The sequence below is a fragment of the Chromobacterium haemolyticum genome, from assembly GCF_002081825.1.
Classification (GTDB): Bacteria; Pseudomonadota; Gammaproteobacteria; order Burkholderiales; family Chromobacteriaceae; genus Chromobacterium; species Chromobacterium fluminis.
The window spans coordinates 110,640-125,321 of sequence record NZ_MUKU01000012.1; the positions used below are offsets into that span (position 1 = coordinate 110,640).

The 14,682-nt window shown below is 63.6% G+C and carries 13 protein-coding genes; 5 read left to right on the forward strand and 8 right to left on the reverse strand.

What is annotated here, in order from left to right:
* Positions 1 to 3 precede the first annotated feature (3 nt).
* The 4 genes from flgE to flgB are packed head-to-tail and all read right to left on the reverse strand — an operon-like array spanning position 4 to position 2,838.
* On the reverse strand, positions 4 to 1,248 hold the full coding sequence (gene flgE, locus B0T39_RS11550) for a flagellar hook protein FlgE (protein ID WP_081546719.1): 1,245 nt from the start codon (positions 1,246 to 1,248) through the stop codon (positions 4 to 6).
* A 36-nt stretch (positions 1,249 to 1,284) separates the two neighbouring features.
* Positions 1,285 to 1,995 (reverse strand): flagellar hook assembly protein FlgD, encoded by a 711-nt coding sequence (locus B0T39_RS11555; protein WP_081546721.1) that lies wholly within the window; start codon positions 1,993 to 1,995, stop codon positions 1,285 to 1,287.
* 19 nt (positions 1,996 to 2,014) lie between these two features.
* Positions 2,015 to 2,425 (reverse strand): flagellar basal body rod protein FlgC, encoded by a 411-nt coding sequence (gene flgC / locus B0T39_RS11560; RefSeq protein WP_081546723.1) that lies wholly within the window; start codon positions 2,423 to 2,425, stop codon positions 2,015 to 2,017.
* Entirely contained in the window at positions 2,425 to 2,838 is a 414-nt protein-coding gene (gene flgB / locus B0T39_RS11565; protein WP_081546725.1) for a flagellar basal body rod protein FlgB, read from the reverse strand. The genes flgC and flgB overlap by 1 nt, the downstream gene beginning before the upstream one ends.
* Positions 2,839 to 3,138: 300 nt before the next feature.
* On the opposite strand from flgB, the gene B0T39_RS11570 reads away from it, so the two are divergent.
* Positions 3,139 to 3,936, forward strand: a complete 798-nt coding sequence (locus B0T39_RS11570) for a response regulator (protein ID WP_081546727.1) — start codon at positions 3,139 to 3,141, stop codon at positions 3,934 to 3,936.
* Between the two features lie 161 nt (positions 3,937 to 4,097).
* Here the strand turns inward: B0T39_RS11570 and B0T39_RS11575 are convergent, their stop codons facing one another.
* The gene (locus B0T39_RS11575; RefSeq protein ID WP_081546729.1) at positions 4,098 to 4,925 is read right to left on the reverse strand and encodes a hypothetical protein; all 828 of its coding nucleotides are present in this window, start codon (positions 4,923 to 4,925) and stop codon (positions 4,098 to 4,100) included.
* 75 nt (positions 4,926 to 5,000) lie between these two features.
* Positions 5,001 to 6,530 (reverse strand): EAL domain-containing protein, encoded by a 1,530-nt coding sequence (locus tag B0T39_RS11580; protein WP_254894541.1) that lies wholly within the window; start codon positions 6,528 to 6,530, stop codon positions 5,001 to 5,003.
* Between the two features lie 520 nt (positions 6,531 to 7,050).
* Here B0T39_RS11580 and B0T39_RS11585 point away from each other — a divergent pair.
* Positions 7,051 to 8,370: a DEAD/DEAH box helicase gene (locus B0T39_RS11585; RefSeq protein WP_081546731.1), complete on the forward strand. Its 1,320-nt coding sequence runs from the start codon at positions 7,051 to 7,053 to the stop codon at positions 8,368 to 8,370.
* Between the two features lie 70 nt (positions 8,371 to 8,440).
* On the opposite strand, the gene B0T39_RS11590 is transcribed toward B0T39_RS11585, so the two are convergent.
* Positions 8,441 to 10,114: a glycoside hydrolase family 9 protein gene (locus B0T39_RS11590; RefSeq protein ID WP_081546733.1), complete on the reverse strand. Its 1,674-nt coding sequence runs from the start codon at positions 10,112 to 10,114 to the stop codon at positions 8,441 to 8,443.
* A 102-nt stretch (positions 10,115 to 10,216) separates the two neighbouring features.
* The gene (locus tag B0T39_RS11595; protein ID WP_081546735.1) at positions 10,217 to 11,428 is read right to left on the reverse strand and encodes an ROK family transcriptional regulator; all 1,212 of its coding nucleotides are present in this window, start codon (positions 11,426 to 11,428) and stop codon (positions 10,217 to 10,219) included.
* A gap of 233 nt (positions 11,429 to 11,661) precedes the next feature.
* Between B0T39_RS11595 and B0T39_RS11600 the strand changes: the two genes are divergently transcribed.
* Genes B0T39_RS11600 through B0T39_RS11610 form a run of 3 tightly spaced genes read left to right on the forward strand, consistent with a single transcriptional unit; the run spans position 11,662 to position 14,677 of the window.
* Entirely contained in the window at positions 11,662 to 12,528 is an 867-nt protein-coding gene (locus tag B0T39_RS11600; RefSeq protein ID WP_141111196.1) for a BadF/BadG/BcrA/BcrD ATPase family protein, read from the forward strand.
* Between the two features lie 27 nt (positions 12,529 to 12,555).
* Positions 12,556 to 13,800: an ABC transporter substrate-binding protein gene (locus tag B0T39_RS11605; RefSeq protein WP_081546739.1), complete on the forward strand. Its 1,245-nt coding sequence runs from the start codon at positions 12,556 to 12,558 to the stop codon at positions 13,798 to 13,800.
* Between the two features lie 10 nt (positions 13,801 to 13,810).
* Positions 13,811 to 14,677, forward strand: coding sequence for a carbohydrate ABC transporter permease (locus tag B0T39_RS11610; protein WP_081546741.1), 867 nt, complete (start codon positions 13,811 to 13,813; stop codon positions 14,675 to 14,677).
* Positions 14,678 to 14,682: the final 5 nt, after the last annotated feature.

Sequence of the window (14,682 nt, forward strand, 5' to 3'; positions counted from 1 at the left end):
TCATCAGATGTTCAGCAAGGTCTGCACCAGGGTGTCCTGGGTCTTGATGGTCTGCGCATTGGCCTGGTAATAGCGCTGCGCGGTGATCATATTGACCAGTTCCGCGGTCAGATCGACGTTGGAATCCTCCACCGCGCCGGCCTGAATAGTGCCGGTATTGCCGGTGCCGGGCGCATTGTAGGAGGCGATGCCGGAATCGTAGGTCTGCGCCCACAGATTATTGCCCTTGGACTGCAAGCCTTGCGGATTGATGAAGTTGGCGAGAGCAACCTGGCCTATGGTCTTGGTCTGGCCGTTGGTGAACGTCGCCTGGATGATGCCGGAGGACGAAATATTGATGCCCTTCAGGTTACCGGGCGCGGAGCCGTCGATGGTCGGCGGAGTGGTCACGCCGAAGTTCTGCCCCACCTGGGTGGAGCCGGTAAAGCTGAAGGCCACGGTCTGTGGCACCGCCGAGCCGTTGAGCGGGCTGGGGGTGAAATTGATATTGAACGGTCCGGGCGTGGTCAGCACGCCAGAGGTATTGAAGGTCAGCGAAAAATTGTTGCTGTTGGGCGGTGTGTTATTGGCCGGGTTGCCGTCCACATAGGCGGTCGCGGTCCAGGTCCGGCCGGCGGCGGTGGGCGCGCCGGCGACATAGTACATGGTCACCTGGTGCGGGTTGCCCAGCGAATCGTAAACCGTATTGGTGTTCGACCAGTTGTAGGAGGCCGAATTGGTCGGGTCCAGCGGCGTAACGGTCGGCACCGTGCTGCGGGAATCCAGGTTGATGCCAAGGGTGGCCTTGGTGGTGGCCTGCGGTGACACCAGGTTGGAGTTCAGCTGTATTTTGCTGACCGGTCCCTGGGTGATATTGCCGGCGGCGTCCGCCTGCCATCCCTGCAAGAAGTTGCCGTTATTGACCACATAGCCCTGATTATTGATCTGGAACTGGCCGTTACGGGTGTAGGACAAGGTGCCGTCCGGCTGGGCCACGGTGAAGAAGCCGCCGTTGTTGATCGCCAGGTCCAAGCTGCGGCCCGTAGTGGTCACGTTGCCGTTGCTCATGTTCTGCGTCACCGCGGCCACCTTGACGCCAATGCCCGGCGTGGTGGTGGCGATGCCGTACAGGGTATTGCCGTACATGTCGGCAAACTCAGTGCGCGAACTCTTGAAGCCCACGGTGTTGGCGTTGGCCACGTTGTTGCCGATGGTGTCCAGTTGGGTGGAGGCGGCGTTCAAGCCGCTCAAACCTTGTTGAAAGCCCATGATGTCAGTCCTTGAAGTCGAATGAGGCCAGCGGGATCAGGCGGTCATCTGCGCCACGTCGCCCAATTGGGCGCGGCTGCCGTCCGGTAGCACCAGTTCGGGAATGCCCTGATCCCAGGCCACCGCGGTCACTGTCTGCGTGTTGTAGGCCACGGCCGTAGTGCTGCCATTGGCGCTGGCCTGGGTCACGTCGGCGCTGAAGCTGTATTTGCCCGCCGGCACCACTTCGCCCTTGTCGTTCTTGCCGTCCCAGCTGAAGGTGTTGACGCCGGCCACCGGCTTGTCGATGGTCATGGTGCGGACCACATTGCCGTTGGCGTCCTTGACGCTGACTTTCACAGTCTGCGCCGGGCCGTTCAGCAACACGCCGGCCGGGGTGGTGCCGCCATCCGGCGGCTTGGGCAGGCTGCTGCCGGCCACCAGTACTTTTTTGCCTATCATGCTGGACGCCATCAGCGACTGGGACGCCGCCTGCGCGCCGATCAGCGCCTGCATGGACTGATTTAGCTGCTGAATACCGCCCACTTGGCTGATCTGCGCCATCTGGGCCGTCATCTGACTGTTGTCCATCGGGTTCATCGGGTCTTGAGAACGCATCTGGGCCACGAACAGTTTCAGAAAGGTGTTCTGAATGTCGCTGGCGCTGGAGCCGACCACGCCGGAATTGCTCTTGCTGCCGTTGACGCTGCTGTTCGGGTTGGTCTGAGTCTGACTATTCAGTACGTCATAAGGATTTGCGCTAGCCATCGCCGTTACTCCTCTCGCCTCACTGGCCCAGCTGCAGCACTTTCTGCTGCAGCGTCTTGGCCGTATTCATGATTTCGACATTATTCTGGTAGGCGCGGGAGGCGGCGATCATGTCGGCCATCTCCTCCACCGGATTCACATTCGGCATCGTCACGTAGCCGCGCTGGTCGGCCAGCGGATTGCCCGGGTCGTACTTGAGCCGCGGCGGGGTCTGATCTTCTACCACCGCGGTCACGCGCACGCCCGCCACCTGCGGCTGCGACGCCGTCACCGGAATCGCGGTGAACACCGCGTGACGCCCTTTGTAGGGCTCGCCGGTGGAGCTGGTCGAGCTTTCCGCGTTGGCGATATTGCTCGCCACCAGGCTGAGACGCATAGACTGCGCCGACATGGCCGAACCGGAAATGGAAAACACATTGGACAAAGACATCAGCCATTGCCTCCCTGGCCCTGGATCGCCGAACTCAGGCCGCTGATCCGCTTGTTCAGAAAAGTCAGCGTCGACTGGAAGCGGACCGCGTTGTCGGCGAAAGCCGCGCGCTCCACATCCATGTCCACGGTGTTGCCGTCCACACTGGGCTGCACCGCCGCGCGGTATTGCAGCGCGGCGCCGCCGCTCGCGCCGCCGGCGCCCGCAAGGTGCCGGGCATCGGTCAAATTCATCGCCAAACGACCCTGCGCATCGGTTTGCGCCTGCAAGGCCTTGCCGAAATCAAAATCCACCGCTTTGTAGCTGGGGGTTTCGTCATTGGCGATATTGCTGGCCAGCACCTCGGTGCGATAGGCCCGCAAATTCAGCGCTCGCTGCTGAAAGTCGAAATGTTTGGCGATTTTGTCTAGCATGTCAGCCTCCTTGAGGCGACGTTAAGCAGGAAGCGTGCCAAGTCATAAAACCCCAACAGCCCGTTGATTTTTCTAGGCAATCGGACAAACCCTTCTCCGCAACAGCCCAAACGGCAACAATGAGCGGCAAGATTTGCCGCCTCCGGCCCAAGCGACAGATTTTGCTTGCCGCACCGCGCAATTCGTGCCAAACCAACATAAGAACCATTGAAGACGCGTCCGAGATCGCCGACACTTACGCATTGGCAGGCGATTGCGGACGGCTTTGAGAAAATAGAGAAAACAGGCGGGGGAAGAGGCATGCTGGAAGTACAACATTTAATCATCTCGCTGGCGGAGCCGTCGCATGTGCAGGCGCAGATCATCAGCAAGGCGCTGGGCGAGATGGGCATCTCCAAAGTGGAGACCCATCCCAACGGCGAATCGCTGCTCAGCCGTGCGCGCGAGTCGCGCCCCGACTTGGTGATCAGCGCCTATTACCTGCCCGACATGACGGGCCAGCAGTTGCTGCAACAGATGCGCGAAAGCGCCGACCTCAGCGGCATGCCTTTCATTCTGGTTTCCAGCGAAACCAATCCGGAACGACTGGAGCCCATTCGCCAGGCCGGCAGCCTTGGCATCCTGCCCAAGCCCTTCACCAGCGGCCAACTGGACGAGGTGCTGGCCAACGCGCTGGACTTCATCAATACCGAAAGCCTGGCCATGGAGGTGGACACGGACTTGGCCAACGTCCAGGTGCTGATCGTCGACGACAGCCAGACCTCGCGCCGCCATGTGCGCGCCGTGCTGGAGCGCCTGGGCTTCGAACACTTCACCGAAGCCGCCAGCGGCGCCGACGCGCTGCCGCTGCTGGAGAGCGAAAGCTTTCAGTTGATCATCGTCGACTACCACATGCCCGGCATGGACGGCTGCGAGCTGGCTCGCCACATCCGTCAAAGCAGCACCATGGGGCGCACCCCCATTCTGATGATCACCAGCGAGACCGATCACGACCGGCTGGCCGAAGTGGAAGCGGCCGGCGTCTCGGCCTGCTGCGACAAGCCCTTCTCCACCAACAAGCTGAGAGACACCATACGCGAACTGCTGCAGGAATACTGAGAACCTGTTCAAAATCTGCTGCGCTTCGTGAAGCGTTGCACAGCGAGTACAAGCTCAAAATGCTCATGTACCATTAGTACATTCCGCTTTTTCGCGCGATTTCGCCCTGTCTCATCCTTGCTCGCGGGACTTTGAACAGGCTTTGAAGCAGCCGTTCTTTATTACTTAGGCGCCACCCACACCAGCCGCGAATTCGCCTTGGCCTCGCCAAACGCCTGCCGCCGCCAGTAACCCTGAGTCGCGTAAGCCTGCGCGGCGTCCAGCTCGGGAATGCGGCAGAAGTTCACCTCGCTAAAGCCTGCCTTCAGCAATTGACTTCGGCCGCGCTGCCGGGTCTTGACGCAAGTCGGCGCGCCGGCCTGCTCCACCCATGGGCGCGGCGCGCCCGGCTGCCAGGCCAGCTCCCGCTCCAGCTTGGGCTGAGTCATCATTGCAAGACCGTTGAGCACCGCGGCCAACAAGGCTTGCCAACGCTCCGCCACCGCGGTTATCTGCGGCGCCAGTTCGCCCGGATAAGTGACCAGCAAGGCCTCCACTCCGTCGGACTCATGCAGCCATTGCGCGGCGTCACGCGAAAACCCCTCCCCCACCAAGGTCAGCAGCAAGGCCTTGCGCTCCGGCTGATGCGAGACAAAAGCTCCGCCGCCGCCCGGCACATGCAGAAAGAAGGCGTCGGCCGGCAAGTTCAGCGTATCCGGCAACTGCGAGGGCAGCCGAGTATGGGCCAAAGCGTGGACCAAACCATCATCCAGATGGGAAATCACGCGGCCATGACGGGCAAAGCAGCCCCAGGACTCCGCCAAAGCCAGTTCGGCGACGATGGTCTGCTGCTCCACTGCAAATACCTGGGCGGCGCGCTCCAGTTCGCGCTTGATCACTTCCTTCATTTCCTTGCGCGCCGCGGACGGCAGCAAGGCCTGGACATACAACTGGCTGACGCGCTTGGCCCAAGGACGGGAGGCCGCATAACGCTGCACGGCATACATCATTCCCTACCCCTTTCCTGAAACAAAAAGGGCGCATTGTAACAAAGCGCCCCCGCGTACCCAAGCCGCGATCCGGCCTCACCCGTCGCTCCCCCTCTTGCCGGCTGGGCGGACCCGGCTTTCCGCAATACCTGAATACAGCCACTGCCTGAAATGATTCAAAGTCATCGGCTTGCCAAAATAAAAGCCCTGCAAATACTCGAAGCCTTTCACATTCAGATAGCTTTGCTGGCCCTGGGTCTCCACCCCTTTCACGATGACCTGCACTCCCATCTCGCTGGAGGATAAAAGCAGGCCGTCCAGGATATTCCCTTTCAGGCTGTCTTGACCCAAGGCCGACACGTAACCCTTCTCAACCTTCAGATAGTCGAAGCCCCAGCGGCTCAGATAAGCTTTGTCGGCATAGCCGGCGCCGAAGTCATCCAAGGCCAGCCTCACCCCCATCTGCCGCAAGCCGTTGATCACCTTTTGTGCGCCGGAAGCCTCCTGCAGCGGAGCTCTCTCCGACACCTCCAGCACCAGCTGCGCCTGCTTTTCACGCAGTAGATTGACCAGTGGCCGGCAATCCTCCAGCAATTCGGGCAAAGCCAGGTGATCGGTAGAGATATTGACCCCGACCATAAAGCCGGGAGGCAACACGATCTGTTTCAACTCCTCGGCCACCCGCCGCAGCATATAGCGCGTCAACGGCACAATCATGCCGGCCTCAATCGCGGTCTGTATAAAGAGTTCGGAGCGCACATTGCCCTGCACCGGGTGTCGCCATCGCGCCAGCACCTCCACCCCGACGCATTCGCCGCTGGCCGCGGTGACGATGGGCTGGTAATGGGCGAAAAACTCTTTTTGCCGAATACCCTCGGATATCTCCCAACCCGTCGCCTTGCGCCCGCCGGAACCGCGGCGCGCGCCCCAGGCGATGCCGCTGCCCAACGCCGCGGCCGCCAACAAGGCCAACCATTGGGTTTTCAGAGCCAACAACGGCACCGCCGCCCACTGCGGCGCCGCCAGCACGCCTATGCGCGCCGGTGCAGACGGCACCCAAGCCACCTCTCCAACCGTGTCCGCTCCTTGATCCCTCACCTCGCCGTTGGCCGCCAGCGCGCGCGCGCCCGCCAGCAAGCTCACTTTCAACCCTTCCCGCTCGGCCAGCGCCAATTGAGCCACCAACGGTCCCGCGTCCAACTCGATCACCCCTGCGGCATGCCCCAGCCGCAGGCCCGGCAACAACTGGCCATTGCCGGCCGACAACAAGCTCGCCCCGTTTTCAAACCCTCCCGCCTCCTCGAAGACACCGCGCCGGGAGGCGCACAACGCGCCGCCGGCGCCGCGCGCCAGGGCGAAGCGCGCCAGCGAGGTGCGCTGAACCAATTCCGCCAAAGCCTGCGTTTGAGCACGGCAATCCGGCTCCGGCGGCGGCAGCGCGTCCAAACGCGTCAACGCGGCGAACGCCGGCGACAATTGCCAGGTCAACTGTCCGACGACCAGCTCGGCCTTTTCCCCGGCCGCCGACTGCATCCTCCACGCCGTCAACGCCAGCGCCAAGCCCACCATCAACGCCAGGGCCAAACCAACGCAAACGACATAGGCCGCGCCAGAGGAGCAGGACATCAACCAGGAATGCGCCCGGTCCGCGCTTGCGAATCTGTTCTTTCCACTCATTGCCAGCCCTCAACGAAGGTTTCACGCATGGCCCGTCATCGTTGAAGTGTAGTTAGAACCTCGCAAATCTCCACAAGCCAACGCCATGCAACCGGAGCCCCATCCTCGCCCGCCATCGCGGGCAAGCGGCAGTTTTTTTGGAGAATCGTCGCGGCAAGCGGCAAACAATCAAATACTTAGCCGGCATGTTTTTAAAAAACAGTTGTAAATCCGTCCGATTTACCGTATAGTCCGGCCTCTTGTGTTTCCACCGGGCATTCCAAACCACGCCTCAGCCCGGGTGAGATTGCTTCATCGTCTCTGACCATTTCCAGGCTTCGTCCACGCTTATAATGTCGCATCAGACTGGACCGCTGTTCGCCGCTTGTCAGGTTAGTGCCGATGATTTACGGCTTAAAGGCGCCGTATAACCGACCGCCACCAACCTGGCTATAAGTGACGCCGGCAGTAACCGGCTTGAAAGGACATCATGCATTTTTCCGATCTGGGCATCGCCCCGACCATCCTGCGCGCTCTGGAAGCCGCCGGCTACTCTTCCCCTACCGAAGTACAGGCTCAAGCCGTGCCCGCCGCCATTGCCGGCCGCGACCTGCTGGTATCCGCCCAAACCGGTAGCGGCAAGACCGCAGCCTTCCTGCTGCCGGCGCTGACCAAGCTGTCCGAGCGCTCCACCGGCAAGGGCCAAGGCCCGCGCGTACTGGTATTGTGCCCGACCCGCGAACTGGCTCAGCAAGTGGAAAAGAACGCGCTGGAATACGGCAAGGACCTGCGCTGGATGAAGACCGCCTGCTTGGTGGGCGGCGCCTCCTTCGGCTACCAAACCCGCGCGCTGTCTCGCCCGATCGACCTGATCGTGGCCACCCCGGGTCGTCTGATGGACCACATGCGCTCCGGCCGCATCGACTTCTCGCGCCTGGAAATGCTGGTGCTGGACGAAGCCGACCGCATGCTGGACATGGGTTTCATCGAAGACATCGAGACCATCGTCAAAGCCACTCCGGACACCCGTCAGACCGTACTGTTCTCCGCCACGCTGGACGGCACTGTCGGCCGCATGGCTGAAAAGATGACCCGCGATCCGCAGCGCATCGAAATCGCCCGCAGCGAAACCTCGGGTGGCACCATCGAAGAACACCTGCTGTACGCCGACGATCTGAACCACAAGCATCGTCTGCTGGATCACATTCTGAAAGAGTCCGGCTTCGACCAATGCGTGATTTTCTCCGCCACCAAAGCCTACTCCGAAGAACTGGCCGACAAGTTGTCCGACCAGGGCTATTCGGCCGCCTGCCTGCACGGCGACATGCCGCAAAGCTGGCGCAACCGCACGCTGAACGATCTGCGTCGCGGCCGCATCAAGATCCTGGTGGCCACCGACGTAGCAGCCCGCGGCATCGACGTGCCCACCATCACCCACGTGGTGAACTTCGACCTGCCGAAACAGGCTGAAGACTACGTGCACCGCATCGGCCGCACCGGCCGCGCCGGTCGCGACGGCACCGCCATCACCCTGGCGGAGTCCAAGGAGTTCCACAAGGTTCGCCGCATCGAGCAATACCTGAAGCGTCAGATCACCGAAGGCGTGATCGAAGGCATGGAACCCACCCGTCGCCCGCCGAAAGGCCCGCGTCGCAACACCAGCGGCAAAGGCGGCTACGGTGATCGCCGTCCGGGCAGCGGCGGCGGTCGCGGCGGCTACGGCAATCGTCGCGAAGGCGGCTACCAAGGCCAACGCCGCGAAGGCGGCTACCAGGGCAACCGCGGCCCGCGCAGCACCCAACAGCAGTAAGCGCAAGCCGCCCCCGTTGCCGGGGGCGCTGCAGCGAAACGCCATCGGCTTGCCGATGGCGTTTCGCATTTCAGCTTTCGTTCGCCCGTCTGCGCAAAGCCAAGGCCAGAAACAGCCAGGCTCCGTGCGGCAACCATTGTTCTGTCCAACGCCAGGATTGGCCGATATCGGTCTGTTCCGGGCTCAGAAAGGCAATGCCCTCATCCGCGCCCGGCGCGGCGGTGATCCCATTGCACACTCCTCCGCAGGCGTTGTAATAGCCCGGCTCATAGCGCGGATTATTACGGCCCCAGCCCTGCAGCATGCAAACGTCGAAGGGATTGCGCCCCAGAATCCAGTCCAGCGCTCCCTGCGCGTACTTCAGCAGCGCCCCGTCGGCCTCGCCCTCCGCCAAAGCGCAGCCCGCGGCGGCCAGAGACGCCAAACGTGCGTTCTCCCCCTGCCACCAGTAGCCGCTACCATTGTGCTGCGGCATGAAAAAACGCGCAGAGCCGGCCGCCCCATCCACAGCCACCCATTGCCGCGGATAGGCGAAAGGGTTTCCCGCCGCTGCCGTCAGCGTCATCTCCGCCTCCAATCCGCGCCGGACCGCCCGCCGCGCATCGCTCGCCAGCGGCGAGGCCGGCAACACCGCGGCGAAACGCAGCAAGGCCAGATAAGGCAAGCCGGCTTCGACCGCGTGAAAATAGCTCTGTCGCCGCTCTGCATCCATCCAGAAACGACCGGCCTCGTCCTGCTGCGCCAACATGCGCCGCGCGCGGCGGTCGGCGGCATCGGCGAACACCGGCTCGCCGCTGGCCGCGTACAGCTCGCAGGCGGCCAAGAGCGCGCAGTAGTCGTCGATCAGGTTTTCACAGCCGTCCTCCAGATAACGCGCGTTGTATTGCTGCAGATGGGCGAAACCTCGCCGCGCCGCGGCCAGATAGTCTCCACGACAGAACTCGCCGTCGCGCGGCAGTTCCGCGGCGCGCGCCAGCGCGGCGATCGCCAGGCCGCCCCCCTGGCGGAAACCCGCCTGAAAAGCGCCCGATCTGACTCCACGCTGAGTGGTGAAGGCGCACAGCTCGCGCTGCTCCGGCGCCTTGCTCCAGCCGTCGAACAAAGTCATATAGAAAAAGCCAGACGAGTGCTGCATGCGCAACAGAAAATCCGCTCCGTGCAAAGCCTCGTCCACCATGCGCTCGTCGAACCAGCGCGGCTGCGGCGGCAAAGCCTCGCGGCCCGCCATCAGGCTCCAGGCCAGCAGCGGCGTCTGCTGAGGATTCATGAAGTTGGCGTAGGACAGATGGGACAGGTATTTGGAACAGTCGCCGGAAGCGTCGAACCAACCTCCGCGCGCATCCCGTCGCGCCTCTCCGCCCCACTCCGGCGCCGCTCGATCGGCCTGGTCGTAAAGGCCGGTGCAACGTTGCGACTTGAAATAATGCAACAGATCGGACAGCATCTGGCCGCCCAGACAATCAGGCCCCACCTCGAACTCATGACTGATCACCGGCGGCGCGCTGTCCCGTAACCACAGCCGGTACCGTCCCGGCTGCGTCCAATCGCTGAAATCAGCCAGCCAGTAGTGCCATTCCGGCCAGCCCTCCGCCATGCCCTGCGGCCTCAAGGGAATGTCGACCGCGATCCGCCCCTCTCCATCCAACAGGGCCAGCGTTGCGGGCACTGCCCCGGCAGGTGCTTGCAACAAGGCCTGCTTGGGCGCTTGGGGTTCAAAACCAACATGATTCAGCAGAATCTTCATGGCGCGTCTCCCGGCTAATTAAGTAAATCGTTTTGCCTTAATGACGGGCAATATTTACGCGCCGCGACGGCCAGGTCAAGCCATTGACATAAAAATGCCGCATCAAGCCTTGAGCAGCACTTCGTATTGCGGATTGAATTCATCGAAGATGGGCAGGGCCGCCGCGCCCAGCGCCACCGTGTCGCGGCCGGCGCTCCCCAGCAACACGCGCGGGCCGAAGCTCTGCCGGATAGACCCCGGCAGCGGATGCAGCCTTTGCTCCAACTGCTCCAGCAAGGCCGGCGGCAGGAAACCCCCTATCACCACCGCCTCAATGTCCAACAGGCTCTCCAGGATATTGATCGCCTGGCGCAACGGCGGCGCGGCGGTAGCCAGCCAGCGTTCCATGCCGTAGCAGATCTCCGGCGTCGGCCGCTCCAGGCTGCGCGCCGCCAGTTCGGCGTCGTCGGCCAGGCCCAGCGTTTCGTACAACGCGCGCAGCGATACATAACGCTCCAGACAGCCGTGGTTGCCGCAGTCGCAAGGTCTTCCGTCCGGCATCACAATCATATGGCCGATTTCACCGGCGTTGTGGCGAACCCCCGTGTACAGCCTCCCATCCAGAAACAAACCCGCGCCCAGCCCGGCGCCGATGAACAGGTAAACGAAGTTGCGCAGCGCGGCGGCGCGGCCGTACAGCCGCTCCCCGACGGCGGCGGCGGTGGCGTCCTTTTCAAGCAAGACCGGCAGATCCAGCCTACGCTCCAGTTGCGCCGCCGCGTCCACCTCTTCCCAGCCCGGCAAAGTGGTGGGGCCCACCGAACTCATGCCCTCAACGCCGAACGGACCCGGCATCACCAGTCCCAAGCCCAGCACCCTACCCCATTCTATTCCGGAGTCGGCCCGCAGCCGCCCCACCACCTCTTCGATCAAGGGCAGGGCCAGTTGCGGATCTGGTCGCTGCACCGGCGCCTCCACGCGCGCGCGGCACTGACCGGCCAAGTCCACAGCCACCGCGATCAGCGACTGGGTGTCCAGCTGAATGCCCAGCGAGTAAGCGCCGTCGGGATTGATGCTCAGCGGTATCGCTGGCTGGCCGCGCGCGCCTTCGCGCATCGGCTCTCCCGCCAACAACATGCCGCCGTCCAGCAATTCCGCCGCGATATTGGACACCGTTTGCGGCGTCAACGCGGTCAGGCGAGCGATCTCGGCGCGGGTTAGTTGCCCGTTCAGACGTATGGTTTCAATCACCGCGCGGCGGTTGTGCGCGCGGGCATGTTCCAGATTGGTCCCCGCCACCGTGCGCGAGTCCCGGCCTGCGGGAATGGATTTCATGCCGGCAGTATGGCGAGCCGGCACAGGGCGGACAAGCGCGCCGGCAAGGTCTGTTGCGCCGGCGGCGACTGACGGACCACATTGTCGCCACAATTAAATAAATCAACTTGACGAAATGCCAATGCAATGATTGAATTCCTGAAAATTCCAATGGCATCGCAATAGAGTCGACGCAAATCCATAATGTTGCAGTGATTTGCGCCGGACGCCCGCATTTGACCAAGGACAGCACCGTGACTGAAGCTTTTGAATATCGCTTGGGTGTCGATGGCGGCGGCAGCGGCACCCGCGTCTGTTTGAGCGACGCGCGCGCCCGCCCGCTGGCCCATGCCGAGGGCGGCCCCTCCGCCTTGTCGCGCGGCGTGCCGCAAGCCTGGGCCGCCGTGAACGAAGTCATCGCCCGCGCCTTCGAGCAAGCCGGCCTGGCGCTGGCTCCGCCGGCGCAATGCGCGGTCGGCCTCGGCCTGTCCGGCGTGCACAACGCCGGCTGGGCCGAGGCTTTCCGCGCCGCCGATCCCGGCTATGCCCGCTTGCGCTTGGCCACCGACGGCTACACCACTTTGTTGGGCGCCCACGGCGGCCGCCCCGGCGTGATCGTGGCGCTGGGCACCGGCAGCATAGGCGAAGCGCTGTACCCTGACGGCGGCCACCGCGAAGTCGGCGGCTGGGGCTACCCCAGCGGCGACGAGGCCAGCGGCGCCTGGCTGGGCCAGCGCGCCGCCCAGTACGCGCAGATGGCGCTGGACGGCCGCCTGGAACCGACGCCGCTAACCCGCGCGGTGCTGGAACATGTGGGGGGCGACTGGCAGGCGATGATGGCCTGGAACGGCCGCGCCACCCCGACGCTGTTCGCGCGGCTGGCGCCGCTGGTGGTGGCCAACGGCCGCCGCGACTCTCTGGCCGCAGAACTGCTGCGCCAGGCCGGCCGCGACGCCTGGTCCATCGCCAAGGCGTTGGACCCGGACGAAAGCTTGCCGGTAGCGCTGTGCGGCGGCCTGGGCCAGGCGCTGCGCGATTGGCTGCCGCCGGAATTCGCCGCCCGCCTCAGCCCGCCGAAGGGCGACGCCTGCGCCGGCGCGCTGCTCTTGCTGGCCGCCTGATCCCCTTCTCATCTCAAAGGACACCCCATGCGCCTCCCCTCGCTGCTGCTCGCCGGCTTGCTGGCCCTGGCCGGCCCGGCCCGCGCCGACAAAATCGTGGTCGAATACTGGACCGACTCCCTCAAGCCGCAGTTCGACGCCTACTTCGCCGCGGCGAAAAAGCAATACGAGACGCGCAACCCCAATGTCGAACTGCGCTGGGTGGATGTATTCAACGAGGGCTTCGAGACCAAGCTCAACGCCGCCATCGCCGCCGGCAAGCCGCCGGCGCTGATCAATCACGACGTGCCCCGCTTGTATAAATACGCGCAGAAAGGCGCGCTCTTGCCGCTGGACAGCACGCTGGCCGCGGACAAGGCCGCTTATCTGCCCAATGCGCTGGCAGACCTCAGCGTAGCCGGCAAGCTCTACGCCTATCCCTGGTACAACAACGTCAATGTGCTGGTGCTCAACGGCGAACTGTTCCGCAAGGCCGGCCTGGATCCGGCGCGCAAGCTGGACAATCTGGAACAGCAACTGGCCGCGGCTAAGGCCATCCGCGTCAAGACAGGCGTGCCCGGCCTGCTGCCGCAATTGGGCCAGATCGACGGCATCATGCTGGGCCGCGGCTTGCCGCTGCTGCAAAACGGCAAGGCGGTCTTCAACGGCCCGGCGCATGTGGCCTTGCTACGCCAGTACGCCGACGCCTACAAGGCCGGCGCGCTGGCCAAGGAAAACCTATTTGCCGACGACAACTACCAGGCCAGCGTCAAGCTCTACAACAGCGGCCGGCTGGCGATGATGGAAACCGCTCCCACCGCGGTTAGACGCACCCAGACCGACGCCCGCGCCATTTTCGCGGTCAGCCAGGTACAGCCTGCGCCGCTGGGGCCCACCGGCATGACACAGGGCGGCTACCAGTTCGGCTGGGCGGTATCCAAGGGACTGCCTGCGTCCACGCAAGCCGAAGCGATCCAGTTCGCCCGCTTCCTAACCAGCGACGCTCAGCAACTGGCGTTTTCCAAAGTCACCGGCGCCACTTTCCCCTCCACTCGCGCAGCGCTGCGCGACCCTTATTTCACCCAGACCGGAGGCAGCTTGGTCGACATCGCCCGCGCTCAGGGCGCCAAGGCTGCGCCGGACATCCGCACCTTCAGCCTGAGCGGGGTGCCGCGGCTGGCGGACCTGAAGAAAAAACTGGTGGACAGCGTGGAAGCCGCGGTCACCGGCCGCAAGGACGCCCAACTGGCGCTAGACGAGGCGGCCGCGTTCTGGAACCGGCAGTTGAAGTAAGCGCGCCGCGATGAAATCCAGCGCCCGCAACGCTTGGCTGTTCCTGGCTCCGGCCCTGTCGCTGATGGCCGCGTTCACCTTCTGGCCGCTACTGTTCGGCGCCTATCTGGCTTTCACTCGCTACGATCTGCTGTCCCCGCCGCAGTGGGCCGGCCTGGAAAACTTCGAATTCCTGCTGCAGGACGAGGTGTTCTGGCGCGCAATGCGCAATTCCCTGCTCTATCTGCTGGTGGTGCCGGCGATCCAGTTGGCCGCCATCGCGCTGGCGCTGCTGGCCAACCGGCCCTTGCGCGGCGTCAAGCTGTTCCGCGCCGCCATCTACCTGCCGGTGATCACCACCGTAGCCGTGGTCGGCATCATGTGGAATTGGATGTACGCCGATTACGGCGTGCTCAACAGCGCGCTGCGCTGGTTGCGGCTATTGACCGCGCAACAGGAGATCGGCTTTCTCAGCGACGAGGACATCGCCTTGTTCGCGGTGATGTTCGTCACCTTCTGGCGCGGCGTCGGCTACTACATGGTGCTCTACCTCGCCGGCCTGCAGGCGATTCCGGCGGAGATGCAGGAAGCGGCGCTGCTGGACGGCGCCAATGCCTGGCAGCGTTTCTGGCGCATCACTCTGCCTATGCTAAGGCCCACCATCTTGTTCTGCAGCCTGATTTCCACGCTGGACGCGTTGAAAGCCTTCGAGGAAGTGTTGGTGATGACGCGCGGCGGCCCGCTGAACTCCACCTACACCGTGTTGTATTACATGTTCCATCAAGGCTTCGATCAGTTGGACTTCGGCCGCGGCGCCGCCGCCGGCCTGCTGCTGACCGGCGTGTGCTTATTGCTGGCCGGCCTCAACTTCCGCCTGTTGCGCCCCGCCCACCGCTAGCTTTC